The sequence below is a fragment of the Geofilum rhodophaeum genome, assembly GCF_002210225.1.
Classification (GTDB): domain Bacteria; phylum Bacteroidota; class Bacteroidia; order Bacteroidales; family Marinilabiliaceae; genus Geofilum; species Geofilum rhodophaeum.
In genome coordinates this window covers 163,046-187,915 of record NZ_MWUJ01000004.1, presented here as the reverse complement: position 1 = coordinate 187,915, position 24,870 = coordinate 163,046, and the positions used below count along the sequence as shown (strand labels likewise).

Below are 24,870 nucleotides of genomic sequence, written 5' to 3'. Positions count from 1 at the left end.
AAACGGACATAAGATAGAGAAAAAGTCTCCCCAAGTGGGAGACTTTTTCTATTTTTACTCCTTAATAGTTGGAATTATGGCGCGAAAGATTTTCAGTGTGATTTTACTGTTTTGTATGCTGGGGATGACACATGCGGTGGCGCAGGGCGCTGCCTCCAATCGTACCGATGCTGAGGGCCGGAAGCAGGGTCTTTGGGAACGCACTTATCCCAATGGACAACTGATGTATCGGGCAAACTTTAAAGATGATCGTCCCGTTGGCGAAATGACCCGCTATCACGCCAACGGTCGGATGATGGCCCGTATTGTTTACGATGCTGAAGGTCTGTCAGGAGAAGGTCAGCTGTTTGATGAGAACGGTCGTCTGGCAGCTGAAGGCGCTTATGCCGGCAATGTACGAACCGGTTTGTGGAAGTTTTACAACAGTCGTGGCCGCTTGATCTCGGAGGAACATTTTAAAGACAATGTAAAGCATGGCCAATCGGTGACTTACTATTCGAATGGGAAAGTGGCCGGAGTTTCGCAGTGGACGAATGGGCAACAAGATGGCGAAGAAGTGGCCTACTATCCTTCTGGAGGTGTTCGATTCGAGGCCGCCTATCGGAACGGAGTTTTGCATGGTGCCTACACGGTTTATTATGAGAATGGCCGCCGCGAAATTCACGGCATGTATAAGGAAGGAGAAATGGAAGGGCCCTGGTTGTTTTTTAATGCGCTGGGGCATCTCGATTACAAGCTGACCTATGTTAATGGATCAGCTCAGGAACGGGAGTTTTTGGATAAGCAGCAGGAAGAGCGCTTCCGGATTTTTGAAGAAAACAGGGGGCGCTTGCGCGACCCTGAAGAGTACAGTGCTTCGCCGGAGGAGTATTTCTTAGGGCGATGAATTAAGATGAAAGAACCATGACACAAGCATCCGGAATTTCTTTGCTGGAACTGAATCAACGCATTCGGGAGACCCTCAAGTCGAACCTCCCAACAGCGCTGTGGGTGCGTGCCGAAATTGCGGAGTTCAGGGAGCACCGCAATGGGCATTGTTATTTGGAGCTGGTAGAAAAAGACCCTTCCGGCGACCAGGTGGTAGCTCGTTTGCGGGCCATGATCTGGGCCTATCAATACCGAAGCATCAAGCCTTTTTTTGAGACCGCAACCGGTCGCCCCCTGGGAAATGGCATCAAAGTTCTGGTTCAGGGGGTGGTCGATTTTCAGGAGCTCTACGGCATGAGTTTTCAAATACGTAACATCGATCCGGCCTATACTCTGGGCGACCTGGAGCAGCGAAGGCAGGAGGTACTGCAGCGCCTACGTTCAGATGGTGTAATCAATATGAATAAAGGGCAGGATTTGCCCCTGGTTCCCCAGCGCATTGCGGTGATTTCATCAGAGAGCGCAGCGGGTTATGGCGACTTTATTCAGCAGTTGAGTAACAATGCGTATGGGCTGAAATTTTACTGCAAGCTTTTTCCTGCTTTGATGCAGGGGGAGCAGGCGCCGTCTTCCATCATTTCAGCGTTGGACAGGATTTATACCTATGAAGCACATTTTGATGTGGTGGTGCTGATTCGTGGCGGTGGTGCGGCTCTCGATTTGCTTTGCTTCGACGATTACGATTTGGCTTATCACCTCACGCAGTTTCCGCTGCCGGTGATTACCGGAATTGGGCACGATCGCGATGTTTCGGTGGCCGATATGGTGGCGCATACTTCGGCCAAGACTCCTACTGCAGTTGCAGAGTTTTTAATTTCAGGTGCTGCAGCAGTGTTGGAGCGGGTGGAGTCGGCCGCCAGATTGCTGAAAACGGCGACCAGAGAACAGTTGCAGATACATCGCCAGGGTATGGATAAGCTGGCCTATCAGACCGCTCCTTTGGCGCGTCGTATACTCAGTGACCGAAAGTATGCCCTGGCAACGCTGGCTCGTCGTCTGCCCAGTGTTGGCGCCTTGTTTTTGCAACAGCAACACCAGCGTTTGCAGCAAGCTGTTCGGGTGCTTCAACAAGCCCCTGCCCGTAGGGTGGCAGATGGTCGTCGCGAGTTGCAAAGAGCCTCTGAGCGTCTGTCGGGCGGCAGTCGTTCTGCGATTAAACGGGCCGGGGAAAGGCTTCAAATGTTGGAAAGGGCCAACCGCCTGAACGATCCGGTTGAGGTGCTTAAACGGGGGTATTCGATGAGCTTCTGTGGCGGAAAAGTAATCAAGGAGGCAGCAGTCCTGCAGTCCGGCGAAGTCTTGGAGACCGTTTTTAGAGACGGCCGGGTAGAAAGTAAGGTTATTGAAGTAAAAATAAAGGAATAATGGCAGAGGAAAACAGGACTTACAGCCAGGCTTTGGCTGAGATCGAGGAGACCCTGGGGCTTATGGAACGGGAGGCGCTGGATGTTGATGATTTGAGTTTGAAGGTGCGGCGGGTAGCCGAGCTGATTGGTTTTTGTCGGCAAAAGCTGCTGCAGACCGAAGAAGCTGTTGAGAAAGTGCTTAAAGATATTGAGGCTTAGCCGGGCGCACACCTCCTTGTTTGGCTCACAAATCCTGGGGACCAAAGGACAGGGGAAGCAAGTCGTTGGCGTTCGCAACTTTTAAGACTTCATTTTTTCCGACCAAGAGCAGGGAGAAGGGGGTATTGTTGCGGTGCGTACTTTCACTAATCACTTGTCTGCAAGCCCCGCAGGGTGCGGCAATGCGGGCTACAGGCTCTCCGTTTTTGAGGGCTGCTATGGCCATCGCCTTAATGGGAGTGTCGGGGTAGTGCGTTCCGGCCCAAAAAAGAGCCACCCGCTCGGCACAGAGACCCGAAGGATAGGCCGCGTTCTCCTGGTTGCTGCCGCTGACCACTTCTCCATTTTCGAGCAAAAGGGCAGCGCCTACTTGAAAACGAGAGTAGGGGGCATAGGCCTTGCCGGCAATCTCCCTGGCGGCCTCAATCAATAGGCGTTCCTCCTTTGAAAGTTCCTCCAGGGAAGTGTATTTGCTGATCTTGATGCTGATGTTTTGCGTCTCCATTTCCCTGCTGCTTAAGGTTTAACTCTCCGCCGGAGATGCAGACGATCCCCCTGGGCCACTTCGCTGCCTTCTTCCATACGGTTGAGGTGGTACAAGCGTTTTAAGCGTATGCCATACATCTGACTGATTTCGTGCATGGTTTCGTTGTCCCGTACGGTATGGTAGGGGTGGTCGGGATGCGCATTACGCCGTTTGGAAGTGATGTATAGGATGCGCAGTTTACTCAGGTCTGCATTGTTGGGCAAGTCGTTGTAATGGGGCAGTTCCCACGCCCTCAGTTTAAACATCTCTGCCAGTGACGAAAAGCTGTCGCCTTCCTGCAATTCGATGTATTTAACGCCATTGTTGTATTTAACTTCCCGTGTTGTATAGGGGTCAATCACCAGGGCGTCGCTGTCTTTTCGTCTTTCCAGGTCGCGGTTCGATCGCCGGGCAGTTTCTGTAATGTTTTGGTCGAAACGATAAAGTTCTTCGTCCTCGATGATTTTAATTAAAAGCCGGGCATATTGCGGATTGGTGGCATAGCCCGCTTTGCGCAGCCCGTTCGCCCATCCTTTGTAATCGGTAGTGGCCAGTTTAAATAAATCGGCATAGCGCGATTTGCCGGTAAGGAATTCGGCATGGTCACGAAAGGATTCATAGGGCGATTCGTACTTTCTGAAACACTCGTTTCGGGCATCGTCGTGATGGTAAACTCTTTTTCCCTTCCAGTCGCCATGGCATTTTATGCCAAAATGGTTGTTGTCCTCCCGCGCCAGCTTGCTGTTCCCTGATGCCGATTCCAGAATGCCCTGCGCCAGCGTAATGGAGGCAGGTATGCCGGTTTCTTGCATGCTTTGTATGGCCCAGTCCTTATAAGTATTGATGTATTGTTGGCGCGTAATGCGTTGGGCCCATAACGATCCGGAGGTCAACAACAGCAGACTGAGCGTGATGAGGTGGAGAAAAGGGAGTTTATGCATGTTTCTGGCTTTCGAAAAGTTTACTGAATGCAACAAATATAAGGAAATAGTTTTACAGGAGCAGGTTTTGGGGCAGCCAGTTGAAGCCACACAGGAAGCTGTTGATGGGCATTCTTTTTTTGCCGGCGGGTTGTACTTCTTTAAGCAGCAGTGCGCCCTGGCCCGTGCCTGCAATAAAGGTGTTTTTTCCATCGCAGTGAATTTGTCCCGGAGCCAACTGCTCCCAACCTTCGAGTACTTCGGTCTCAAATATTTTCAGGTTGAGGGCTTCTTTGTCCCCGTTCTGCAGCAAGGTCCATGCACCCGGGTAGGGACTCAGTCCCCTTACCTTGTTGTGAATATTTACTGCGCTGTCGGTCCAGTTGAGGCGACAATCGTCTTTAAATATCTTTGGCGCCGGCTTTAAGTCCCCATGGTTTGTTTGTGGGATGGCTTGCACCTTTCCATTCGCTATGGCCGCGAGGGTTTTTACCACCAGTTGCGCACCAGCTGTCATCAGTTTGTCGTGTAAGCTGCCGGCATTGTCTTCAGGGGTGATGGGCACCTTTTCCTGAAAAATCAGGTGGCCGGTATCTATTTCGTGACTCAGAAAGAAAGTGCTCACGCCTGTGGTGGTTTCTCCGTTGATCAGGGCCCAGTTGATGGGGGCTGCTCCCCGGTATTGGGGCAGCATAGAGGCATGCATGTTAAAGGTGCCGTATTTGGGCATGTTCCAAACAATTTCGGGCAACATTCTGAAGGCAACCACCACCTGTATATCGGCTCGGTAGCTTTGTAATTCGGCCAAAAAGTCGGGGGACTTTAATTTTTCGGGCTGTAATACGGGCAAACCCAGCTCCAGGGCTGTTGTTTTAACGGCGGGAGCACTGAGTTTGCGTCCCCGGCCTGCCGGTTTGTCGGGTGCTGTGATTACCGCTACAATGTTGGCTCCGCTTTCAAAAAGCACTTTCAAATGGTGGGCGGCAAACTCGGGAGTGCCCATAAACACGACGCGTAATTTTTCCATGCTGCACTGTTTTTTACAAAAATAGGGCTTTTTCTGCATTTGATGGTGTGCTTAGACACGGGGCTTCAGTTTTGAAAGAAGCGTTTACTGATTAGTAAACTTTCAAAAGGTCGACAGAAGAAGAACTGCTGTATTGTTGCTTGTATTACAAGGGTGAATAAAAAAGGGTTGCATAAAATGCAACCCTTTGATTTTCAGTACCGAGAGGCGGGCTTGAACCGCCGACCTCATGATTATGAATCATGCGCTCTAACCAGCTGAGCTACCTCGGCATTGCTCCTGTGTTTTTGCGTGTGCAAATGTAAGTGATTCTTCCTTTTCTTCCAACTATCTTTTGGTAAAAATTCCCAAAATGCGCCGGCCCACTCGCAAGGAGCTTGTTTTCAAACACAAAAAAATCCGCAACACCTGGGTGCTGCGGATTTTCACACACTATTGAACACTTCTTCTCGATGAAATCTTCAAGGCTTTATTGAACCTCGTCAACAGTAAAGCTGACATTCTTAAATTTGATGTTTTTCGAACCGCTAATGCGGGTGGGTATTTCCACGTTGTGAAAGTCACAATTGATGAAGGAGATGTCCGACACAACAATATCTTCCTCTCGGCCTTCGATGAAAACCCCGTAGCGGCTTTTCTGACTGTTTACGTTGTCGAGCACAATGTTGCGGATATCCGGCATGTAGGGGCCATCGCCGTCGCGTCGCTCATACATCAGCTCGATGCGGAATACGGCTTCCTTGCATTCGCCGACTTCGATGTTGCGTACATAGATGTCGCGCACATAGCCACCCCTTACCGTGTTGGTCTTGATGCGGATGACCCGGTCGAGTTCGGGACTGTCCATGGTGCAGTTTTCAACGAACACGTTGCTTACACCTGCAGAGATTTCACTGCCCATAACCACGCCGCCGTGTCCGTCTTTCATGTGACAGTTACGTACGATGATGTTTTCGCTTGGGATGGGGTTGTTGCGTCCGTCGTTGTTGCGTCCCGATTTAATGGCAATACAGTCGTCCCCGGTGTCGAATTCACAGCCTTCGATCAGTACGTTACGGCTGGATTCGGGGTTGCAGCCGTCGTTGTTGGGGCCGTGACTGTTAACGCTTACGTTGCGGACCGTTAAATTTTCGCAAAAAATGGGATGAATTACCCAGAAGGGGGCGCGTATGATGGTCACGCCTTCGATAAGTACATTGGTGCAGCTGACGGGGTTCACGAACTGGGGACGCAAAAGACCGTCCTTGGTCATCACCCGTTGGTCTACCGGCACGTTGTCTTCGGCCATTTTCATCAATTTGGGGCGTCCGGTTTGGTATTGGCTGCTCATGCCTTCCTTCCAGCCGAATTCTTCTTTCTCCTTCATCCACCACCAGCTTTCGTTGCCGGCCTGGCCATCCAGAACCCCCTTTCCGGTAACGGCAATGTTGGTTTCCTCAAAAGCATAAATGAGGGGGCGGTAGTTGATTACATCAAGTCCCTCCCAGCGGGTACGTACAAAGGGTACGTAGTCGTTGGGGTCATTCGAAAACTTGAGTACGGCACCTTCTTCGAGGTGGAGGTTAACGTTGCTTTTAAGGGTGATGGGACCGGTGTAAAATTCACCTGCAGGAACAATGACTTTGCCACCGCCGGCTTTGCTGGCGCGTTCGATCAGGCGGTTTATGGCCCGGGTGTTGTCGTGTCGTGGACCGGGTTTGGCGCCGCTTTTTGTAATGTTCCAGCTGCGGTCGGGGAAAACAGGATCACTGATGTTTTGAAGTATTTCGTCGGCCCTTTTCCAGGGGTCGTTTTCTGCTGAAACGATGGCAGGCAAGGCCAGCAAACAACAGGCCAATAGTAGCAGGCTCTTTTTCATTGTTGGAGGTTTATTGTGTAAAACTTTGGTTTGTTTTTTACAAATATAGCCCCTTGTACCCGTTTTATAAAGTGCCGTGTCTTGTGGTAAGGTTCTTTTTTGTTTAGGTAAGATTCAGTGTGCCAGTTGTTTGTTGTTTGTTGTGTGAGCGCGGTTTACTGATTTGTTGTCGTAAAATGGTCAATTTGTCTACCAAAAAAATCAGTCCGGCTCAGTCTTGTTTTTGGTAGCGGGCCTTTCCAAAAGCTAAAACGGGAAGAAAGAGGAAGGGCAGAAACAGTATGCCCAAGGTAAACCAGGCACTCAGTCCGAAGCGTTTGGACAGCAGGTTGGTGGCCCAAATGCCGAAAATCAGATTGATTAATGGCAACATAAAGAGGAAGATCCACCACCAGGGTTTGTTGATGATTTGTAAAAATACAAGGATGTTGTAAACAGGAATTAGCGATTTCCATCCGGCTTGTCCTGCTTTTTCAAAAATTTGCCAAAAGGTGGCTATTGACACCAGCGTCAACAACATGGAAAGCATGCTGTAGAGAAATAGGTTGTCCATATTACTTAATTTAGGATGTTTTGTGAATGTTTTCGGGCTCGATTATAACAAAAAGCATGCAAATGTGTTAACATTAGTGCCCGTATTTTGTTTTATTGAGAAACCATTAGAGGAGAGATTATGGATAAAGTGATGCATAATGAAGCGGTCCGGCGTTTTGAATTGGCGCTTTCGGGTACGACTGCTTACATCGACTATAAGGTAAAGGACGACGGAAGTCTGGCTTTTACACACACCTTTGTTCCGGTAGAACTGCAAGGTCAGGGGGTGGCTGCCCGCCTTACCGAAGGGGCGTTGCGTTGGTGCCGGGAAGCAGGGAAGCAGGTTTTGCCGCTCTGTTCTTACACGGTGGTGTACTTCAAGCGCCATCCTGAATGGAATGATTTGAAAAGTGATCAATAGCTGGGGTCTTTCATAAGCTTTCTTTTTACTGCTTTTGTGCCTGGTGCGTGATGCTGCCCTCGATAAGCAAAGCTGTAGTGTTTCGATAGCTTATAAATGGAGTGTTTTGTCGCGTTTTTTATTGTCTGTTGATTTTGTTTTCTTTCGTTTCTGGTCTGCTTTCCCGATAATGTCTACTTTCGGAATGTTTTTTAACCACAGGAAATTATGGCATTTCGAAATCTTACAGCGGAGGAAACCGCAGCTTTAGAGCAGAATGGATGTTGGTGTGGGGATTGGTCGCAGGTGGAAGTGAAGGAGGGTTTTCGTACCCACAACATCCGCAACGTCCAGTTTTCGGGGAAGATACGGATTGGTTTGTTGCAAAAGCAATTTGTTGCTCAGGGCGGTGTGCCCAAAACAGCCGGTCTTTATAACGCCACCATTCACAATTGTACCATTGGCGATGATGTGTACATCAATCAAATAAAGAATCAGCTGGCCAACTACGATATAGAGGAGGAAGTGCTTATTGAAAACGTGGATGCACTTTCGGTTACCGGCGACAGCAGTTTTGGTAACGGCGTTCGTGTGGCGGTGCTGAATGAAACGGGTGGACGAGAAATTGCTATGTACAACGACTTGTCGGCCCACACGGCTTATTTGATGGCGTTTTACCGGCATAGGCCCGAGCTCATCCGGCACATGATGGACATGGTCGATGATTATGCCAAAAGCATGCGGAGCGACCGTGGACGCATCGGTCGCGCTGCCCATCTGGTGAATTGTCGCACCCTTTTGAACATTAATATTGGTCCCGCCGCCGAAATCGAGGGCATCTACCGACTTACCAACGGGAGCATCAACAGCTGTGCCGAAGATCCTGCTTACATTGGTCCGGGGGTAATAGCCGAAGATTTCATCACCTCCTGCGGCAGTGTGGTGACCGAATCGACCATGATCAGCAAGTGCTTTGTAGGGCAGGGCACCGTTTTGGGCAAGCAATATTCGGCTGAGAATTCGGTCTTTTTTGCCAACTGTCAGGGCTTCCATGGCGAAGCCTGTTCCATTTTTGCCGGTCCCTATACCGTGTCACACCACAAATCAACTTTATTGATTGCCGGTTATTATTCCTTCCTGAATGCCGGGAGCGGGTCTAACCAGAGCAATCACATGTATAAACTGGGCCCCATCCACCAGGGAGTTGTGGAGCGGGGCAGTAAAACCACCAGCGATTCCTACCTTTTGTGGCCCGCCAAAATTGGTGCCTTTTCTTTAGTTATGGGGCGTCATTACCGTAATCCCGACACTTCGGCCCTGCCCTTTTCCTATTTGATTGAAAATACCGATGAGAGTTATCTGGCCCCTGCAGTTAACCTGCGCAGCATTGGGACCATCAGAGATGCCCGTAAGTGGCCGCGTCGCGACCGGCGCAAGAGTCCCGAGTTGATCGATTCCATTGTTTTTAATTTGCTGAGTCCCTATACCATTCAAAAGATGCTGCAGGGGGTGGCTGTCCTGGAGGATTTGAAAAGGACTTCGGGACCCGCGTCGGAATACTATATGTACAATAGTGTAAAAATAACCGATTCGGCCCTCGAACGCGGCATTCGCATTTATCGCAAGGGTATTGTCAAGTTTTTGGGGAATGGTTTGGTGAAGAAACTGGAGACCGGCAGCTACAACAATGAAGAGGAAATGCGGCAGGTCCTCCAAAACAGTGGTCCCATAGGCAATGGTGAGTGGGTAGATATGGCCGGTTTGTTGGTGCCCAAAGAGGTGGTTTTGCAGTTTGTGGAAGATGTGGAATCAGGCAAGATTTGTAAGGCCAGCGATTTGAATGCGCTGTATCGGAGTTGGAAGGACGAGTATTTTACCTGGGCCTGGAACTGGATTGTTCCACGACTGAAATCGGAGGTGGGCTTGGATGTGACGGTCGCTACCGCTGCTGAATTGGCTGCTTTTGTGGAGGACTGGAAAAAGGCGGTGGTGGAACTCGATGAGATGATGTACCGCGATGCCCGTAAGGAATTCACGCTGAAATCGCAGACCGGTTTTGGTATCGACGGCAGCGCCGATACCCGGGCCAGCGATTTTGAAAATGTACGCGGAGAGTTCAACAGTCACCCCGCCGTTACCGATATATTGGAGCACATCGATAAGAAAAGCAAGTTGGCCGCGCTGGTGATGGAGCGGCTTGAGCGTTTGGGCTAAGTTAAAAAGTAAAGTAAAACAATAAGTATATGTGTGGAATAGTGGCATATGTGGGGGAGCGGACCGCCTACCCCATTTTGATAAAGGGTTTGCAGCGGTTGGAGTACCGGGGCTACGATTCGGCAGGGATTGCCCTGCTCAACGGCAGCACCCATGTGTATAAATGCAAGGGCAAGGTGCGTGATTTGGAGGAGCTGTCCAAGGATCAGGACATATCGGGCAGTGTGGGTATGGGCCATACCCGCTGGGCCACTCACGGGGCCCCCAACGACCTCAATGCCCATCCCCACCGGTCTATGAATGGAAAGTTTTTTGTGGTGCACAACGGCATCATTGAGAATTATGCGCACTTGCGTAAGGAGTTGAACAATAGGGGTTATCGTTTTGAGAGTGAGACCGATACCGAAGTGTTGGCCAATTTGATCGAAAACATTTATCTGGAACAGGCCGTGAGTGCCGAGCTGGCGGTCCGCCTGGCCCTTACCAGGGTGGTAGGTGCCTACGGTTTGGTCATCAGCTGCGAAGACGAACCCGGACAGCTCATCGCCGCCCGTAAAGGGAGTCCCCTGGTGATCGGCGTTGGAGAGAATGAGTATTTTCTGGCTTCCGATGCCACGCCCATTGTAGAATATACCGATCAGGTGCTGTATTTAAAGGACGAAGAAGTGGCGGTGATTCGACGCGATCAGCTCGACCTGAAGAACCTGCATAACGACAGTAAGACGCCGGATATTCAAAAGATCAATCTCTCGATCGACCACATTGACAAGGGCGATTACGCGCATTTTATGCTGAAGGAAATTCATGAGCAGGCCGTGACCATTCGCGATACCTTCAGGGGCCGGATTGCCATGGACGAGAGCAAGGTGTTTTTGGGAGGCGTTTTGGATGTAATGCCCCAACTCATTAAGGCCAAGCGCATCATTATTGTGGCTTGTGGGACTTCCTGGCATGCGGGATTGGTGGGAGAGTATCTTTTGGAGCAGTATGCGCGCATTCCGGTTGAGGTGGAATACGCTTCGGAGTTTCGCTACAGGGATCCCATTCTGGACCGGGACGATCTGGTAATTGCCATTTCGCAAAGCGGGGAGACGGCCGACACTTTGGCAGCTGTCCGCAAGGTGCGGGAAACGGGGGCTACCATCTTGGGGATCTGTAATGTGGCGGGTTCGTCGCTTTCGCGGGAGACCGATGCCGGGGTATATACCCACGCCGGCATCGAGATTGGGGTGGCTTCTACCAAGGCTTTTACTTCGCAGATAACGGTGCTGACCATGCTGGCGCTGCTGCTGGGCAGCAAGCGACAGGTCTTGTCGTCCGACACTTACCGCGAGCTGATTCATGAGTTGATTCAGGTGCCCGATAAAATAGAAGAGATCTTGCGGAGCGAAAAGGCTATTGCTGAAATTGCTGCGGTGTACCAGGGCGCTACCAACGCCTTGTACATGGGGCGAGGCTTGCTGTTTCCGGTGGCTTTGGAAGGGGCACTGAAACTCAAGGAGATTTCTTACATCCATGCCGAAGGCTATCCCGCCGCAGAAATGAAGCACGGACCCATTGCCCTCATCGATGAACAAATGCCGGTGGTGGCTTTGGCGGCCAACGACCAGAGCTACGAGAAGATGGTGAGCAACATTCAGGAGGTGAAGGCCCGGAAGGGCAAGGTCGTTGCGGTTGTGAGTAAGGGAGATAAAGCCATCCGGAAGATGGCGGATCATGTTATTGAAATACCCGACTGTCACGAAGCGGTTTCGCCTTTGCTGGCGGTCATTCCCCTGCAAATTCTTTCGTACCACATTGCGGTAATGCGGGGCTGTGACGTAGATCAACCCCGGAACCTGGCCAAATCGGTCACTGTAGAATAAAGGACTCCCCGGTGCTGAGTTATAACAACAATGGCCGGTCGTAAGCGACCGGCCATTGTTGTTTTAGTGCTTCCGCAAGAATCAGCGGTCGCCGTATTGCTCGTTGTAGTACGATTCGTAGGCCCCGGAGAGCACACGATTCATCCATTCCTGGTTGCTCAGGTACCAGCGTACGGTTTTGGTGAGCCCTTCCTCAAATTGCAGGGAGGGTTTCCAACCCAGTTCGCTGCTCAGTTTTTCGGCGTCAATGGCGTAGCGCTGATCGTGTCCCGCACGGTCCTTGACAAAGGTGATGAGGCCGGCCGAATCACCCTGAGGTCGGTTCAGCTCCTGATCCATCACCTTGCAAAGCAGGTGAATGAGGTCGATGTTCTTCCATTCGTTGAAGCCGCCAATATTGTAGGTTTCCCCCACCTTGCCCTGGTGAAAAATCACATCGATGGCTGCGGCATGGTCCTCCACATACAGCCAGTCGCGAATGTTGTCGCCCTTGCCGTAAACCGGAATGGACTTTTTGTTCAGGATGTTGTTGATGGCCAGGGGCAGCAGTTTTTCGGGGAACTGGTTGGGCCCGTAGTTGTTGGAACAGTTGCTGATGACCACGGGCAGTCCGTAAGTGTGGTGGTAGGCCCTTACCAGGTGATCCGAACTGGCCTTGGAGGCCGAATAGGGACTGCGCGGATCGTAGGGCGTGCTTTCGGTAAAGAAGCCCTCGGCACCCAATGAACCGTACACTTCGTCGGTCGAAATGTGGTAAAACAGTTTGCCTCCGAAGTCGTCCTTCCACTGCTCGCGTGCTGCATTAAGCAGGGTTACGGTACCCACAATGTTGGTGGTGATGAACTCCATGGGGTTGCTGATGCTTCGGTCGACGTGCGACTCTGCAGCCAGATGAATGATGCCGTCGAATTTTTGGGTGGCAAATAGGCGCCCAACGGTTTTTGGGTCGGTAATGTCGCCTTTCACAAATTCATAATTGCTGGCATGCTCGATGTCCTTCAAATTCTCCAGGTTTCCTGCGTAAGTGAGGGCATCGAGGTTGACTATTTTGTACTGGGGGTATTTGTTGACCAATAGGCGTACCACGTGGGAGCCGATGAATCCGGCTCCGCCGGTAACAAGTATTTTTTTCATTCTATTTGATTTTAAACAGCCAAGATAGGGGTTTAGGGCATCAAGGGCAAGTTTTAAAGGCCTCTTACTCTTTTTTCCCAATTCCAGGCCGAAAGCAGGGTCTCGTCCACCGTCTTTTTGGCTTCCCAACCCAATTCCTTGTTGGAGATGGTGGTGTCGGCCCAGATTTTCTCGATATCCCCTTGGCGACGGGGGGCAATCTTATAGGGCAGCTTAACCCCGGTTACCCGAATAAAGGTTTGTACCAGCTCCATCACCGAAAGGCCATTTCCCGTTCCTACATTGAAAAACTCGTAGTTTTGCACTGCTTTTTGTTCCAGCAGACGATTAATGGCCACCACGTGTGCTTCGGACAAGTCCACCACATTAATGTAATCCCTAATGGCTGTACCGTCGGGAGTTTGGTAGTCGTCGCCAAAAATGCTCAGCTCTTTTCTTATGCCGGCAGCTGTTTGGGTAATAAAGGGCACCAGGTTGCCCGGTACGCCAATGGGCAATTCGCCAATCAGGGCGGAGGGATGTGCGCCAATGGGATTGAAGTAACGCAGGGCAATGCAGGAGATTTCAGGATGGACTTTGCAAAAATCGCGTAGGATGTCTTCAGCAATCGCCTTGGTATTGCCATAGGGCGATTCGGCCGGTTTTCGAGGGGTTTCTTCGGTAACCGGAAGTTGATCGGGCTGTCCATATACGGTGCAGCTGGAACTGAATACCATATTTTTAATTTTCCTGCTCCGCATATTGTCCAGAATATTCATCAGGGAGTTGAGGTTGTTGCGATAATACTCCAAGGGTTTCTGAACCGACTCGCCCACAGCCTTAAAGGCGGCAAAATGAATGATGGCCTTTATGTCACCGTGCCGGTCGAACATTTCCGAAGTGGCCTGGGCATCAGAGAGGTCCACTTTCTCGAAAAGTGGACGAATCCCGGTTATTTGTTCCAGGGCGTCGAGCACCTCTATTTTGGAGTTGGAGAGATTATCGGCAATCACTACCTCAAAGCCTGCATTTTGGAGTTCCACCACGGTATGGGAACCAATATAGCCGGTTCCACCGGTAACCAGAATTTTCTTACTCATTTTTCTCAGTTTAATCGCTTTGCATTTTTTGGAGGTGTAAAAATAGTGATAAAAGGCCGTGTTTTATCAACATTGTATGAACAGATGTTTAAAAATAACTGGACTTCGGCCCACCTTTTTGTTTATATTTGCAAATATGTTCAACCCAATGGAGAAATATCTTTCAGCACTATTGCATTACCACGACTGTGTTATTGTGCCCGGACTGGGTGGCTTTGTCGCCAATCGTAAGGAAGTGACTTTGCACCCCTCCCAGCACTGGTTCAGTCCCCCCGCTAAAGAAATCGGTTTTAACCGCAGCCTTTTGCATCAGGACGGCTTGTTGGCACACTTTGTGGCGCAACGTGAGAAGCTCGCTTTTGAAGAAGCTGCCGCAAAAGTGGCTGCTTTCAGCGAACAGGTTCGTGCGCGGGTAGCCGGAGGTGAAACCGTTGTTCTCGATGAACTTGGGAGTTTGCGTGCCGATGTAATTGGAAACTTGGTTTTCAGTCCCAATGAGGAGACTTCCTTTTTGCCCGAAGCCTTTGGACTTTCGAGTTTTCGTTTTGAGCCTGTAGATAGTCGCAGGACCGCTCGAATTGAGGCAGGCAGATCTTTGCGTTCGCTGCCTAAGGTAAGTTCACGCTATCGGGTGGCTGCCGCTGCTATGCTCGCTGGCCTCTTTTTTCTGGCTACCCCCGAGTTAAGGATGCCCGGGTTAACTACTGCAAGTCTGGCTTCCTTTGCGGTGGAAGGTATGCCTGTTGCGCCTGCGCCTGCTGAGGATACAGCTGAGCTGCTGGCCGGGGAACTTGTCGTTGAAGTGCCCGTTGAAACGATTGCTGAACCAGAGGCGAGTGGTCGTTTTCATCTCATTGCCGCCAGTTTTCGTGCAGAAGCACCGGCCCGTGCCGAAGTGGCCGCCCTGGTGCGCAAAGGTTTTGACCATGCCGGCGTTTTGCCGGCCGGGAACAGCCGCTACCGCATTTCCCTGCAGTCTTTCCCTACAAAGGCTTCTGCTCTTGAGGCTATGGAGGACTTGCGAAGCCGTCCGGGTTTTGCCTCGGTTTGGGTACACGTTGAACCCTAAGATTTTCTGTTAGTATATAAGTCAAAAGCCACCGTTTCAAGTGAAACGGTGGCTTTTGTGTAGGGGGCAGGCAGCCCGGGGTTAACGGACTTCCGATCCGTTTTTTACCGGACTTTGCGGGGCAACAAAGTCGAGGCGTCCGTCGGCATCTTCGGCCATTAAAATCATTCCTTGCGATTCGATGCCCTTTATGTTTCGGGGAGCCAGGTTCACCAGTATGCTCACCTGGCGACCAACAATGGTTTCCGGTTCAAAAAATTCAGCAATGCCCGATACAACGGTGCGTTGATCCAGACCGGTATCTATTTTTAATTTCAGCAGTTTTTTGGTCTTGGCCACCTTCTCGGCTTCCAGGATGGTTCCGGTTCTGATGTCCATCTTGCTGAACTCGTCGAAGCTGATGTTTTCTTTGGCCGGGTTTGCGGTCCTTGCAGCTGCTTCGTTGGCCTTTTTTGAGGCCTGCAACTTATCGAGCTGCGCTTGAATTTCGCTGTCCTCTATTTTTTGGAACAGCAGTTCCGCCTCGCCGATACTGTGGCCCGTTTGCAGCACCTGCTTTTGGCCGCACAGCTTCCAGTCCACCTGCCCCATATTCAACATCTTGCGGAGCTTTTCTGCGGCAAAGGGCAGAAAGGGTTCCATCAAAATAGCCAGGTTGGCCGTGATCTGCAGGGCCACATACATGATGGTCTCCACCCTGGCCGCATCGGTCTTGATGAGCTTCCAGGGTTCGGTGTCGGCCAGGTATTTGTTGCCCAAGCGGGCCAGATTCATTGCCTCCTTCACCGCCTCCCGAAATTTAAACTGGTCCAGGGCCTCCTGCGTCTTTTGTGCAAAAACACCAATGCCTTCCAGGGTTTCCCGGTCAAAATCCTGAAGTTCGTCCGGCTGAGGAACCACCCCATTGTAGTACTTTTGGGTAAGCACCACGCTGCGGTTTACAAAGTTTCCGAAAATGGCTACCAATTCGTTGTTGTTCCGCGCCTGAAAGTCCTTCCAGGTAAAGTCGTTGTCCTTCGTCTCCGGGGCATTGGCCGTCAATACATAACGCAATACATCCTGCTTGTCCTTAAAATCGAGCAGGTATTCGTGCAACCATACTGCCCAGTTTCTTGAAGTCGATATTTTGTCGCCTTCCAGATTCAAAAATTCATTGGCCGGCACATTGTCGGGCAAATTGTAAGTCCCCTCAGCCTTCAACATAGAAGGAAAAACGATGCAGTGAAATACGATGTTGTCCTTCCCGATAAAGTGCAGCAGACGGGTTTCCGGGTCTTTCCAGTATTTTTCCCAATCGGGCGTCAGTTCGCGGGTAGCCGATATGTACCCGATGGGGGCATCGAACCAAACATAAAGGACTTTGCCCTCGGCACCTTCTACCGGGACAGGCACGCCCCAGTCGAGGTCGCGACTTACCGCACGCGGCTGCAGACCCAGGTCGATCCAGGATTTGCATTGGCCGTAAACATTGGGTTTCCACTCCTTGTGTTCTTCCAAAATCCATTGTCTCAGAAAGGCCTCGTGCTTGTCGAGCGGCAAGTACCAGTGTTTGGTGGTCCGCTGCACCGGTGTACTGCCACTAATGGTGGAGCGGGGGTGCAGCAGGTCCGTAGCATTCAGTGAAGTGCCACAGCTTTCGCATTGGTCGCCATAGGCCCCGTCTTTATGGCAATGGGGACAAGTACCCGTGATGTAGCGGTCGGCCAAAAACTGGCCGGCCTCCTCATCGTAATATTGTTGACTCTCTTTTTCCAGAAATTCCCCTTTGTCGTACAGGGATTTAAAAAATTCGGAGGCTGTTTCGTAATGGGTTTTGCTGCTGGTACGCGAATACACATCAAAGGATATTCCAAAGTCGGCAAAAGACTGCTTGATGATGCTGTGGTATTTGTCCACCACATCCTGCGGTGTGATGCCCTCGTTGCGTGCCTTTAGGGTAATGGGTACGCCGTGTTCGTCCGATCCGCCAATCAACAACACATCTTCCCCTTTCAGGCGAAGGTAGCGAACATATATATCGGCGGGAACATATACTCCGGCCAGGTGGCCGATATGAACGGGGCCGTTGGCATACGGCAGGGCGGTGGTAACCAGCGTGCGTTTGATTTTTGTCATATAAAAACGGGTCTCTTGTACCAGGGAAGATAGGTGGTCCTGATAATATTTTTTATTTTCGACAAAGATAAGTAAACATTTAAAACCAGAGAGATGGTTTATCCCGATTTTATTCGTCCCGGCGCGCTGGTGGGACTCATTGCGCCTTCGGGCAAAGTAGCTGAGCGTTGGCTGAGGGAAGCAGAGCAGTTTTTGGATCGTCTGGGCATGCGTCATTTGCGAGGTCGCCATACCACTGGTGCCTGGCATCAGTTTGGCGGGACTGACGCCCAACGTGCGGCCGATCTCAATGCCATGCTCCTGCATCCCGAGGTGGAGGTGATCTGGTGTTTGCGCGGAGGTTATGGGGCGGTGCGTTTACTCGAGATGATCGATTGGCGCCCTCTGATTGAAAAGCCCAAATGGTTGGTCGGATTCAGCGATATTACGGTTTTGCATGCCCAGCTGCACCAGCTGGGTATGGGCTCGGTACATGGCCCCATGCCCAAGAATTTTGGGGACGGGCATCCTGCCGATACGGGGATGAGTGAGTTGTGGGACTTGCTGCAAGGGAAACTGCCCGTTTATGAGCTTCCTGTGCATCCACTCAATCGTCCGGGGAAGGGGACGGGGCGGCTCGTCGGAGGCAACCTTACCATGCTGTCGATGTTAAAAGGGTCTGACTTGGATTTTGATCCCTGCGGCAGCATTCTTTTTATAGAGGAGGTGGGGGAGCAGCTCTACCACATAGACCGGATGATGCAGGGCTTAAAAATAGCGGGCAAGCTCAAAGGCCTGGCCGGCTTGGTGGTGGGACAAATGACCGAATTGAGCGATGGGAATACGCCCTTTGGTTTTACGGCCTATGAAATTATTGCTGAGGCTGTGAAGGATTACAGTTTTCCGGTGCTGTACGATTTTCCGGCCGGACATGCTCCACTCAATCGTCCTCTGCTGATGGGACACAAAGTCCGCTTGAAGCTGCAGGCAGAACTGGCAGTTTTGGAATATGTGTCTTAACTTTGGCGCTCAAATTATAACCCGACCATGGCAGCACACAATGAACTGGGAAAGCTGGGTGAGCAAAAGGCGGCCGACTTTTTGCGTGCCAAAGGCTACCGCATACTCGCACAGAACTGGCGCTTTCATCATAAGGAGGTCGATATCATTGCCATGGATGGTTCGGTGTTGGTGGTCGCCGAGGTGCGCACCCGAAGTGGCGACAGCGCCGAAATCTTGCACCCGCGCGACAGTATCGGACCCATGAAAATTCGTTATCTGGTGCTGGCCGCCGATCACTATGTTCGCTACACGCGTTTTGACGGACGTGTTCGCTTTGATGTGTTGAGCTGTCTGCCAAAGCAAAACGGGACCTGGGAAATTGAGCATTTGGAAGCTGCTTTTACGGCCCAGGCAGAGTAGCAGAGTAGTTTTGAGATAAAGGTAGTTGTTATGGATATTGAAACCTTACGGGCCTATTGCCTGTCCAAACCACATGTAAGCGAGGATTTGCCCTTTGATGAGGATACCCTGGTTTTTAAAGTTGGCGGTAAAATTTTTGTTTTAACGGGTTTGAGCGGGCCTTTCAGCATCAATTTAAAATGCGATCCCGAGTATGCCCTGGAATTGCGCGAGCAATATGCTGCCATTCGTCCCGGGTACCACATGAACAAACGGCACTGGAACACTCTGGATATGGATGGGACTTTAGCTCCGGAGCTGGTACGGCTGTTGATTGACCATTCCTACGCTCTGGTGTATGCCTCACTAACCAAGAAAGTCCGCACCCAACTCGAGTCGGGCACGGACCTTTAAGTCCTTTTGCTTTATAAGGCTTGCCTTAGTTGGCTTTGAAATGGGCCGTAGCCTGCGACAATTCCTGAGAGAGATCCATCAATTCGGTAGCGGCCAGGTTGATTTCGTCTGCGTTAGAGGCGTTGCGCTGGGTAACCTGGTTGAGTTCCTGGAGCGCCAGGTTGATTTGCTGTACCCCGGTAACCTGTTCGTTGGAGGCCGCAGCAATTTCCTGTACCAGATTGGCCGTCTTTTCAATCTCGGGGGTCAAGCTGTCCAACAATTCGGTGGCAACCTGTGAGGCTTCATTGGTAACCGACGATGCTTTGGTGATTTCAACGGCGGCAGCCTGACTGCGTTCGGCCAGTTTACGTACCTCTGCAGCAACTACCGCAAAACCCCGTCCTTCGGCACCCGCACGAGCCGCCTCAACAGCCGCATTCAAGGCCAATATGTTGGTTTGGAATGCAATGTCTTTAATCACCGAAATTTTATTGGTAATCTCTTCCAGGTGCAGGGCCGCATCCCTGCTTCGCTGGTTGCTTTCTTTCATTTGTCCCGCTGCCCTGGCCGAAATGCTTTCTGTTTGTCGTGCATTGTCGGTGTTTTGCTCAATTACCGCATGCATTTCCTGCATCGAGGAGGATACTTCTTCGGCGGAGGAAGCTTGCTGGTTAGCCCCTTCGGCCAACTCCATGGCTTTGGAGCTTAAACGTTCACTGGCCAGGGAAATGGAGTTGGAGCTGGCAATTATTTTACCAATCAAATCGCTCAGGTTGTCGGTCATGTTGTTCAGTGCCCGGGCCAGTCGGCCAATTTCGTCTTCCCTGTCCTCTTCAATTTTGGTGGTCAAATCCCCCGCAGCCACCCTTTCGGCCATGGCTATTCCGCGTTCAATGGGGCGACTGATCGAATTGGACAGCAGAACAATGAAGAGGAGACCCAACAAGAGGGACAAGCTCAGCGTAATGATTTGCAGGTTGCGCTGACGCATGGTAATGTCGTTGCTGGTATTTCCGGTCAGGATAATTTGATCCAGTCCGATATCGGCAGAAGCCCTGACCTCCCACATTACTTTTTTGGCCCATTCGTAGGTCTTGAGTTCTTCCTTACGCAGTTCAGAAAGGTCTTGGTTAAGGCGTTTCCCGGTCGACAAGAGCTCATCTGCAGAAGTTCTGAGTGTGCCGGTTACGCCTCCTTGTTGCAGACGGTTTTCTATGGCCTCCAGTGTTTTTTCAAGTTCTGCAGCTCCCTGCCTTTCATATAGGCTCTGCCCAAACTGTGCGTCCAGGCGGTAGAGATGGTTCAATACTTGTAAATTGGTGAATGAGCCCGCATAAGCAGCGTTGCCGGCGAGGGCCTTCAGTCCAGCTCTAAAATTACTCAGATCGTCGTTCAACTGACTGCGCTTTTGGTGATAACGCTCTGCGGCCTGCTGATATTCCCGGGTGTAGTTGGCCAAGAGAGTTATAAAGACGCCTTTTTCCTGCAATTCCTGGTCCCGCTCTTTGGTTAAGGTTTGTAATTCAGCCAGTGCATTTTGCATGCGCTGTAGGGTGATGTTGTGTTGTTGGTGAAAATATTCGTTGCCACTGAATTGGTAGGAACGCATAAACTCACTGGATTCGAGCCAGTAGCGCATCAGTTGGTTCGAGGCATTGGCAGAGGGGATGTGGGCGTTAACCATCTCTCCTGTCTTTGTCGAAATTTGATAGAGATTGATCAATAGAACAATCCCGGTAATGAGGGCTATGGATATAATACTTGAAAACCCGAGAGTAATTTTGCGTCGGATGTTGAAATTCTTCCAGTTGAACATCTTGCTCATATCTTAATGTTTATTTTCAGGTTAAATCTACTTAATTTTACGTAAATTCGTTGCTGCAAAGTTAGAATTTATCGATTAAGGGTAATAATGCATTTTAAAAACTTGAATATGAACCGAATTGTTGTTTTGTTTTTTTGGGGGTTGATTTTGTTGGGTTTTGTCTCCTGTTCGGGTGCCGACAGCTATACGGTAGGTTATCTGAGTCCCGCCTCTTTTCGGGAGCGCTTTAAAGCGGAGGGCAATTTTATGGCTGAGCGTTTGCGTGAGCTGGGACATGAGGTGGTTATTAAGGAGGCTGAGGACGACGATGCCCTGCAGTTGGCTCAGGGTTATGAGCTGCTGGAGCAGGGTGTGGATGTTTTGGTTATCGCCTGTGTCAATGGCAACACCATTGCCCCTTTGGTTAGGGATGCCAAGAGTCAGGGCGTAAAGGTTGTGGCCTACAACCGACTCATAAACAATTCTGACTACGATTTGTATCTGACGGGAAACAATGCCTCCCTGGCAGGCTTGTTTTGTGAAATCGCCCTCGAAAAGAAGCCCCGCGGCAATTATGTCTTGTTGAATGGCGATCGCTTTGACCGCAATGGTTTTGAGTTGAAGCAGCACATCGACAGTATTTTGGCGCCGCACGTCGCTTCCGGTGCCATTAATATTTTGTACGATACTTATGTGGAGGGATGGAATGGAGAGCGTGCCGGCTTTGAATTGCAGCAGGTTATTGATGCCTACGGTACCGATATCGATGCAGTAATCACCTGCAGTGATCCCATGGGACTTGCTGCCGTTGAGGTTCTGCGTAAATATGATTTGTTGGGAGAAGTGGTGGTAACCGGCCAGGATGCCATTTTGGAAGCAGTACGGAAGGTGTACCAGGGAGAAATGACGATGACGGTTTATCATCCACACAAAGTATTGGGCTACAGAACTGCAGAGTTGGTCGATGAGATGCTGAAAGGGCGAGATATTTCCGAACTGGCCACTTCGCGTACCAACAATGGTTTTGCGGACATTGTGACCTTTAAGGTGCCCTCCCAGATTGTTACCTCCGAAACCATTGAAGAGGTTTTGATTGAGTCGGGACAATACAGCTGGAGCGATATCCGATAGGAATATTTATTTTTTTGATGGCGAACATACGCCTTTTGAGTGCATTAACATGGTATACAATCACCCAAAGTTACACGTCGCAGTCGATTGTGTGATTTTTGGCTACGAAGAGGGGGAGCTTAAGCTTTTACTTTGGCCCAGGGATATAGAACCCGAAAGTGGAAAATGGTCTTTGATGGGCGGTTTTGTTCGGGAAAGCGAATCGGTAGAAAATGCTGCCATGCGCGTACTTCAAAGAACCACCGGGCTCAAGGACATATATATGGAACAGGTGGCAGCCTTTTCTGAGGTTGGCCGGGATCCGGGTGCGCGTGTAATAAGCATCGCTTTTGCGGCGCTTATTCGAGTGGATAAATACGACAAGGAACTGGTTCACCAGTCGGGTGCCTTATGGTGGCCGGTAAATAAACTGCCTGAGTTGATTTTTGATCACGGCGAAATCATTGCGGGTGGTTTCAGAACCTTGCAAAGTCGTGCTTCCAACGAACTCATAGGGAAGGAACTTTTGCCCGATAAGTTTACGCTTATGCAATTACGTCTTTTGTATGAAGCTATTTTTCAACGTCCCTTTGATCCGGGTAATTTCCGCAAAAAGGTTTTGTCGCTCGGGGTGTTGGAGCGACTTAACATTAAAAATACCACGGAGTCAAAAAAAGGGGCTTATTATTATAAGTTTAATGGACAGGATGAAGTGGCTTACAACGATAGGGTTTTTAAAATACATTAAGGGGTGTGTCAATGGATAAAATGCGCTTGTTGTTTGTTTGTCTTGGAAACATTTGCCGCTCGCCCAGTGCTGAGGCAGTGATGAATGCGGTTGTTGAAAAGCATGGTGCCGGCGGGCGTTTTGAAATCGATTCAGCCGGTATTATAGGTGTGCATGAAGGCGAACCTGCCGATTCTAGAATGAAGCGTTTTGCCCGTAAGCGGGGCTACCAGCTCAACAGCATCAGTCGCCCCGTTAAATCCGATATCGATTTTGAATATTTTGACTTGGTGGTGGCTATGGATGATGAAAATGTTCGGGATTTGTTGGCCATGGCCCCCGATGAAGCTGCGCGGGCCAAGGTGGTAAAAATGACCGATTTTGCACAGTCCATGGGCTACAACGAAGTGCCCGATCCCTACTATGGAGGAGAGGATGGCTTTATTCTTGTGCTTGATTTGCTGGAAGATGCCTGTGAAGGCCTCTATCAAAAGCTGACTTCCTAATTATTTTGTTCGTGCACGCACATACACATGACGTGTATTCGATTTGTCCAGGATGCGTTCGTCCACTTCAAAATTCTTTTTTAGTGATTTGAGCATAGGGGTAAGGCGACTGAAGCCGTAGTTACGCGGGTCAAAATCCGGTCGCTTCTTGTTCAGCATTTGTCCCACCTCCCCTAAGAAGGCCCAACCGTCGTCATCTGCCTGGTCCTGAATGGTGGCTTTCAACAGGTTCAACAAACGATTGTCTACTTTCTGAACCGAGGCTTGCTCTTTGTCCTTACTCTTTTTGTCGCTGTCTTTGTCGTCGGAGGAGGCCAGGATTTCCAGATAAATAAACTTATCGCAGGCTACAATAAAGGGGGATGGGGTTTTCTTTTCGCCCATTCCAATCACCAGCATGCCCGACTCGCGAAGGCGGGTGGCCAGACGGGTAAAGTCGCTGTCGCTGGATACCACACAAAAGCCATCTACTTTGCCGGAATACAAAATATCCATGGCATCGATGATCATGGCCGAGTCGGTCGCATTTTTCCCACTGGTATAACTGTATTGCTGAATGGGGGTGATGGCGTTTTCGAGCAATACGCCCTTCCAGCCTCCCAGTTGTGGTTTGGTCCAGTCGCCATAAATCCTTTTAAAGGTGGGGATGCCAAACTTGGCAATTTCCTCCATCATTCCTTTGATGTTGGCGTAGGGTATGTTGTCTCCGTCTATGAGTACGGCAAGGTGCATTTCGCGGTTTTCTTTCATGTGAGTTATTTAGAATAAATATAAATTACAAATTTTATTTAGTGTATTTGTTACACAAAGTCGCGCCGGGTCTGACTTTGCCAACAGCAATACTTAAATTTTGTGTAAAGGTCTGAAAAAACTATTTGGTTTTTTGGTTTTATGCCATAAATTAGCCAAATAATTTTAAAGTGTAAAAAACACACTAAGTAGAATGGCAAAAGCAAGTAACGGCGCCCTTTCCGCATCAAAGGTTTACAACAATTATGTGTCGGTCGACTGTGTTATTTTCGGTTTCGACTTTACCCGTTTGCAGGTTTTGCTGGTTGATCGGGTGATGACCGACCCCGAAAGCGGAGCTGTTCGGTTCAACGATTTAACCTTGACGGGTAACCACATCTATGAAGATGAGGATTTGGATGCGGCCGCTGCACGTGTGCTGTTTGATTTGACCGGATTACAGGATATTTATTTGGAGCAGTTTAAAACCTTCGGTTCTCCGCACCGAATCAGCAAGGAAAACGACCGGGCCTGGTTAAGGGCCAACGGACGAAATCCAGATCAACGCATCATCACGGTGGGTTATTATTCTTTGTTGGCCACGGACAATGTGACGCTGGAGTGGAAGGGACGTAATGTGCAATGGATGCCGGTGGATGAGGTCAAAAGCCTCGCTTTTGACCATCTTGAAATTCTGGAAGAAGCCCTGGCGGCTTTGAGACGCAAGCTTTTGCATGAACCCATTGGTTTTGCCTTGTTACCCGAAAAGTTTACCCTCTCACAGCTGCAACGGATTTATGAAGTTATTCTGGGTGTGAGTCTGGATAAGCGGAACTTTCGAAAAAAGGTGGCCCGAATGAAGTATCTGGTCCCTCTGGATGAAAAACAAAAGGGCGTGGCGCATAAACCTGCCCGTTTGTATGTGTTCGACAGGGATCAATACGAGGCCAACCGTAAGGACATACTTGATTTTGCAATTTAAGTG

At 50.1% G+C, this 24,870-nt stretch carries 24 protein-coding genes and 1 tRNA gene; 14 read left to right on the top strand and 11 right to left on the bottom strand.

Annotated elements, in window-relative coordinates; translation table 11 throughout:
• The first annotated feature begins 76 nt into the window (after positions 1 to 76).
• From B4W65_RS05855 to B4W65_RS05845, 3 genes are read left to right on the top strand one after another with little or no spacing between them, the layout of a single operon-like run.
• Positions 77 to 886, top strand: a complete 810-nt coding sequence (locus B4W65_RS05855) for a toxin-antitoxin system YwqK family antitoxin (protein WP_146697720.1) — start codon at positions 77 to 79, stop codon at positions 884 to 886.
• Positions 887 to 903: 17 nt separating this feature from the next.
• Positions 904 to 2,292, top strand: a complete 1,389-nt coding sequence (gene xseA / locus B4W65_RS05850) for an exodeoxyribonuclease VII large subunit (RefSeq protein ID WP_088654188.1) — start codon at positions 904 to 906, stop codon at positions 2,290 to 2,292.
• Positions 2,292 to 2,492: an exodeoxyribonuclease VII small subunit gene (locus B4W65_RS05845; RefSeq protein ID WP_088654187.1), complete on the top strand. Its 201-nt coding sequence runs from the start codon at positions 2,292 to 2,294 to the stop codon at positions 2,490 to 2,492. Before xseA ends, B4W65_RS05845 begins: the two co-directional genes overlap by 1 nt.
• A gap of 25 nt (positions 2,493 to 2,517) precedes the next feature.
• Here the strand turns inward: B4W65_RS05845 and cdd are convergent, their stop codons facing one another.
• The 6 genes from cdd to B4W65_RS05815 form a co-directional block, all read right to left on the bottom strand.
• Positions 2,518 to 2,997 carry a cytidine deaminase gene (gene cdd / locus B4W65_RS05840; protein WP_088654186.1) on the bottom strand — a complete coding sequence of 160 codons (480 nt, stop codon included), beginning with the start codon at positions 2,995 to 2,997 and terminating at the stop codon, positions 2,518 to 2,520.
• 11 nt (positions 2,998 to 3,008) lie between these two features.
• Positions 3,009 to 3,959, bottom strand: coding sequence for a glucosaminidase domain-containing protein (locus B4W65_RS05835; RefSeq protein WP_088654185.1), 951 nt, complete (start codon positions 3,957 to 3,959; stop codon positions 3,009 to 3,011).
• A 52-nt stretch (positions 3,960 to 4,011) separates the two neighbouring features.
• Positions 4,012 to 4,965 (bottom strand): methionyl-tRNA formyltransferase, encoded by a 954-nt coding sequence (gene fmt, locus B4W65_RS05830; RefSeq protein WP_088654279.1) that lies wholly within the window; start codon positions 4,963 to 4,965, stop codon positions 4,012 to 4,014.
• A 198-nt stretch (positions 4,966 to 5,163) separates the two neighbouring features.
• A tRNA-Met gene (locus B4W65_RS05825) sits at positions 5,164 to 5,237 on the bottom strand.
• Positions 5,238 to 5,434: 197 nt separating this feature from the next.
• Positions 5,435 to 6,823, bottom strand: coding sequence for a glycoside hydrolase family 28 protein (locus tag B4W65_RS05820; RefSeq protein ID WP_088654184.1), 1,389 nt, complete (start codon positions 6,821 to 6,823; stop codon positions 5,435 to 5,437).
• 211 nt (positions 6,824 to 7,034) lie between these two features.
• On the bottom strand, positions 7,035 to 7,376 hold the full coding sequence (locus tag B4W65_RS05815; RefSeq protein ID WP_088654183.1) for a DUF5684 domain-containing protein: 342 nt from the start codon (positions 7,374 to 7,376) through the stop codon (positions 7,035 to 7,037).
• Between the two features lie 120 nt (positions 7,377 to 7,496).
• Here B4W65_RS05815 and B4W65_RS05810 point away from each other — a divergent pair, with 120 nt between their 5' ends.
• From B4W65_RS05810 to glmS, 3 genes are all read left to right on the top strand, one after another.
• Positions 7,497 to 7,778 carry a GNAT family N-acetyltransferase gene (locus B4W65_RS05810; protein ID WP_088654182.1) on the top strand — a complete coding sequence of 94 codons (282 nt, stop codon included), beginning with the start codon at positions 7,497 to 7,499 and terminating at the stop codon, positions 7,776 to 7,778.
• A 207-nt stretch (positions 7,779 to 7,985) separates the two neighbouring features.
• Positions 7,986 to 9,971 carry a DUF4954 family protein gene (locus B4W65_RS05805; protein ID WP_088654181.1) on the top strand — a complete coding sequence of 662 codons (1,986 nt, stop codon included), beginning with the start codon at positions 7,986 to 7,988 and terminating at the stop codon, positions 9,969 to 9,971.
• A 29-nt stretch (positions 9,972 to 10,000) separates the two neighbouring features.
• Positions 10,001 to 11,836, top strand: coding sequence for a glutamine--fructose-6-phosphate transaminase (isomerizing) (gene glmS / locus B4W65_RS05800; RefSeq protein ID WP_088654180.1), 1,836 nt, complete (start codon positions 10,001 to 10,003; stop codon positions 11,834 to 11,836).
• 81 nt (positions 11,837 to 11,917) lie between these two features.
• Here the strand turns inward: glmS and rfbB are convergent, their stop codons facing one another.
• Together rfbB and galE are read right to left on the bottom strand one after the other, a co-directional pair.
• A complete protein-coding gene (rfbB, locus tag B4W65_RS05795; protein WP_088654179.1) occupies positions 11,918 to 12,970 on the bottom strand; it encodes a dTDP-glucose 4,6-dehydratase in 1,053 nt (350 codons plus the stop codon).
• Between the two features lie 53 nt (positions 12,971 to 13,023).
• Positions 13,024 to 14,049, bottom strand: a complete 1,026-nt coding sequence (galE, locus tag B4W65_RS05790) for a UDP-glucose 4-epimerase GalE (RefSeq protein WP_088654178.1) — start codon at positions 14,047 to 14,049, stop codon at positions 13,024 to 13,026.
• A gap of 148 nt (positions 14,050 to 14,197) precedes the next feature.
• Between galE and B4W65_RS05785 the strand changes: the two genes are divergently transcribed.
• A complete protein-coding gene (locus B4W65_RS05785) occupies positions 14,198 to 15,118 on the top strand; it encodes an HU domain-containing protein (protein ID WP_158522785.1) in 921 nt (306 codons plus the stop codon).
• An 81-nt stretch (positions 15,119 to 15,199) separates the two neighbouring features.
• Here the strand turns inward: B4W65_RS05785 and metG are convergent, their stop codons facing one another.
• Positions 15,200 to 17,233 carry a methionine--tRNA ligase gene (gene metG / locus B4W65_RS05780; protein ID WP_088654176.1) on the bottom strand — a complete coding sequence of 678 codons (2,034 nt, stop codon included), beginning with the start codon at positions 17,231 to 17,233 and terminating at the stop codon, positions 15,200 to 15,202.
• 93 nt (positions 17,234 to 17,326) lie between these two features.
• Here metG and B4W65_RS05775 point away from each other — a divergent pair, with 93 nt between their 5' ends.
• The 3 genes from B4W65_RS05775 to B4W65_RS05765 are packed head-to-tail and all read left to right on the top strand — an operon-like array spanning position 17,327 to position 19,027.
• Positions 17,327 to 18,232 carry a S66 peptidase family protein gene (locus B4W65_RS05775; RefSeq protein WP_088654175.1) on the top strand — a complete coding sequence of 302 codons (906 nt, stop codon included), beginning with the start codon at positions 17,327 to 17,329 and terminating at the stop codon, positions 18,230 to 18,232.
• A gap of 27 nt (positions 18,233 to 18,259) precedes the next feature.
• A complete protein-coding gene (locus tag B4W65_RS05770; protein WP_088654174.1) occupies positions 18,260 to 18,634 on the top strand; it encodes a YraN family protein in 375 nt (124 codons plus the stop codon).
• 30 nt (positions 18,635 to 18,664) lie between these two features.
• The gene (locus B4W65_RS05765; protein WP_088654173.1) at positions 18,665 to 19,027 is read left to right on the top strand and encodes an MmcQ/YjbR family DNA-binding protein; all 363 of its coding nucleotides are present in this window, start codon (positions 18,665 to 18,667) and stop codon (positions 19,025 to 19,027) included.
• A 25-nt stretch (positions 19,028 to 19,052) separates the two neighbouring features.
• Here B4W65_RS05765 and B4W65_RS17775 read toward each other — a convergent pair whose 3' ends face one another.
• Positions 19,053 to 20,834: a methyl-accepting chemotaxis protein gene (locus tag B4W65_RS17775; protein WP_088654172.1), complete on the bottom strand. Its 1,782-nt coding sequence runs from the start codon at positions 20,832 to 20,834 to the stop codon at positions 19,053 to 19,055.
• Positions 20,835 to 20,942: 108 nt separating this feature from the next.
• Here B4W65_RS17775 and B4W65_RS05755 point away from each other — a divergent pair, with 108 nt between their 5' ends.
• Genes B4W65_RS05755 through B4W65_RS05745 form a run of 3 tightly spaced genes read left to right on the top strand, consistent with a single transcriptional unit; the run spans position 20,943 to position 23,156 of the window.
• On the top strand, positions 20,943 to 21,944 hold the full coding sequence (locus B4W65_RS05755; RefSeq protein WP_158522784.1) for a sugar ABC transporter substrate-binding protein: 1,002 nt from the start codon (positions 20,943 to 20,945) through the stop codon (positions 21,942 to 21,944).
• Positions 21,945 to 21,993: 49 nt separating this feature from the next.
• Positions 21,994 to 22,671: an NUDIX hydrolase gene (locus B4W65_RS05750; RefSeq protein WP_088654278.1), complete on the top strand. Its 678-nt coding sequence runs from the start codon at positions 21,994 to 21,996 to the stop codon at positions 22,669 to 22,671.
• Between the two features lie 11 nt (positions 22,672 to 22,682).
• Positions 22,683 to 23,156 (top strand): low molecular weight protein-tyrosine-phosphatase, encoded by a 474-nt coding sequence (locus tag B4W65_RS05745; RefSeq protein WP_088654170.1) that lies wholly within the window; start codon positions 22,683 to 22,685, stop codon positions 23,154 to 23,156.
• Here the strand turns inward: B4W65_RS05745 and B4W65_RS05740 are convergent, their stop codons facing one another.
• Complete coding sequence (locus B4W65_RS05740; protein ID WP_088654169.1) at positions 23,157 to 23,906, bottom strand: NYN domain-containing protein; 750 nt, start codon at positions 23,904 to 23,906, stop codon at positions 23,157 to 23,159.
• A gap of 193 nt (positions 23,907 to 24,099) precedes the next feature.
• On the opposite strand from B4W65_RS05740, the gene B4W65_RS05735 reads away from it, so the two are divergent.
• Positions 24,100 to 24,867 (top strand): NUDIX hydrolase, encoded by a 768-nt coding sequence (locus B4W65_RS05735; RefSeq protein WP_088654168.1) that lies wholly within the window; start codon positions 24,100 to 24,102, stop codon positions 24,865 to 24,867.
• Positions 24,868 to 24,870 lie beyond the last annotated feature (3 nt).

Excerpts from the sequence above, each read along its gene's own strand:
- B4W65_RS05855 (WP_146697720.1), top strand. The coding sequence starts at position 77 with ATGGCGCGAAAGATTTTCAGTGTGATTTTACTGTTTTGTATGCTGGGG.
- xseA (WP_088654188.1), top strand. The coding sequence starts at position 904 with ATGACACAAGCATCCGGAATTTCTTTGCTGGAACTGAATCAACGCATT.
- B4W65_RS05845 (WP_088654187.1), top strand. The coding sequence starts at position 2,292 with ATGGCAGAGGAAAACAGGACTTACAGCCAGGCTTTGGCTGAGATCGAG.
- cdd (WP_088654186.1), bottom strand. The coding sequence starts at position 2,997 with ATGGAGACGCAAAACATCAGCATCAAGATCAGCAAATACACTTCCCTG.
- B4W65_RS05835 (WP_088654185.1), bottom strand. The coding sequence starts at position 3,959 with ATGCATAAACTCCCTTTTCTCCACCTCATCACGCTCAGTCTGCTGTTG.
- fmt (WP_088654279.1), bottom strand. The coding sequence starts at position 4,965 with ATGGAAAAATTACGCGTCGTGTTTATGGGCACTCCCGAGTTTGCCGCC.
- B4W65_RS05820 (WP_088654184.1), bottom strand. The coding sequence starts at position 6,823 with ATGAAAAAGAGCCTGCTACTATTGGCCTGTTGTTTGCTGGCCTTGCCT.
- B4W65_RS05815 (WP_088654183.1), bottom strand. The coding sequence starts at position 7,376 with ATGGACAACCTATTTCTCTACAGCATGCTTTCCATGTTGTTGACGCTG.
- B4W65_RS05810 (WP_088654182.1), top strand. The coding sequence starts at position 7,497 with ATGGATAAAGTGATGCATAATGAAGCGGTCCGGCGTTTTGAATTGGCG.
- B4W65_RS05805 (WP_088654181.1), top strand. The coding sequence starts at position 7,986 with ATGGCATTTCGAAATCTTACAGCGGAGGAAACCGCAGCTTTAGAGCAG.
- glmS (WP_088654180.1), top strand. The coding sequence starts at position 10,001 with ATGTGTGGAATAGTGGCATATGTGGGGGAGCGGACCGCCTACCCCATT.
- rfbB (WP_088654179.1), bottom strand. The coding sequence starts at position 12,970 with ATGAAAAAAATACTTGTTACCGGCGGAGCCGGATTCATCGGCTCCCAC.
- galE (WP_088654178.1), bottom strand. The coding sequence starts at position 14,049 with ATGAGTAAGAAAATTCTGGTTACCGGTGGAACCGGCTATATTGGTTCC.
- B4W65_RS05785 (WP_158522785.1), top strand. The coding sequence starts at position 14,198 with ATGGAGAAATATCTTTCAGCACTATTGCATTACCACGACTGTGTTATT.
- metG (WP_088654176.1), bottom strand. The coding sequence starts at position 17,233 with ATGACAAAAATCAAACGCACGCTGGTTACCACCGCCCTGCCGTATGCC.
- B4W65_RS05775 (WP_088654175.1), top strand. The coding sequence starts at position 17,327 with ATGGTTTATCCCGATTTTATTCGTCCCGGCGCGCTGGTGGGACTCATT.
- B4W65_RS05770 (WP_088654174.1), top strand. The coding sequence starts at position 18,260 with ATGGCAGCACACAATGAACTGGGAAAGCTGGGTGAGCAAAAGGCGGCC.
- B4W65_RS05765 (WP_088654173.1), top strand. The coding sequence starts at position 18,665 with ATGGATATTGAAACCTTACGGGCCTATTGCCTGTCCAAACCACATGTA.
- B4W65_RS17775 (WP_088654172.1), bottom strand. The coding sequence starts at position 20,834 with ATGAGCAAGATGTTCAACTGGAAGAATTTCAACATCCGACGCAAAATT.
- B4W65_RS05755 (WP_158522784.1), top strand. The coding sequence starts at position 20,943 with ATGAACCGAATTGTTGTTTTGTTTTTTTGGGGGTTGATTTTGTTGGGT.
- B4W65_RS05750 (WP_088654278.1), top strand. The coding sequence starts at position 21,994 with ATGGTATACAATCACCCAAAGTTACACGTCGCAGTCGATTGTGTGATT.
- B4W65_RS05745 (WP_088654170.1), top strand. The coding sequence starts at position 22,683 with ATGGATAAAATGCGCTTGTTGTTTGTTTGTCTTGGAAACATTTGCCGC.
- B4W65_RS05740 (WP_088654169.1), bottom strand. The coding sequence starts at position 23,906 with ATGAAAGAAAACCGCGAAATGCACCTTGCCGTACTCATAGACGGAGAC.
- B4W65_RS05735 (WP_088654168.1), top strand. The coding sequence starts at position 24,100 with ATGGCAAAAGCAAGTAACGGCGCCCTTTCCGCATCAAAGGTTTACAAC.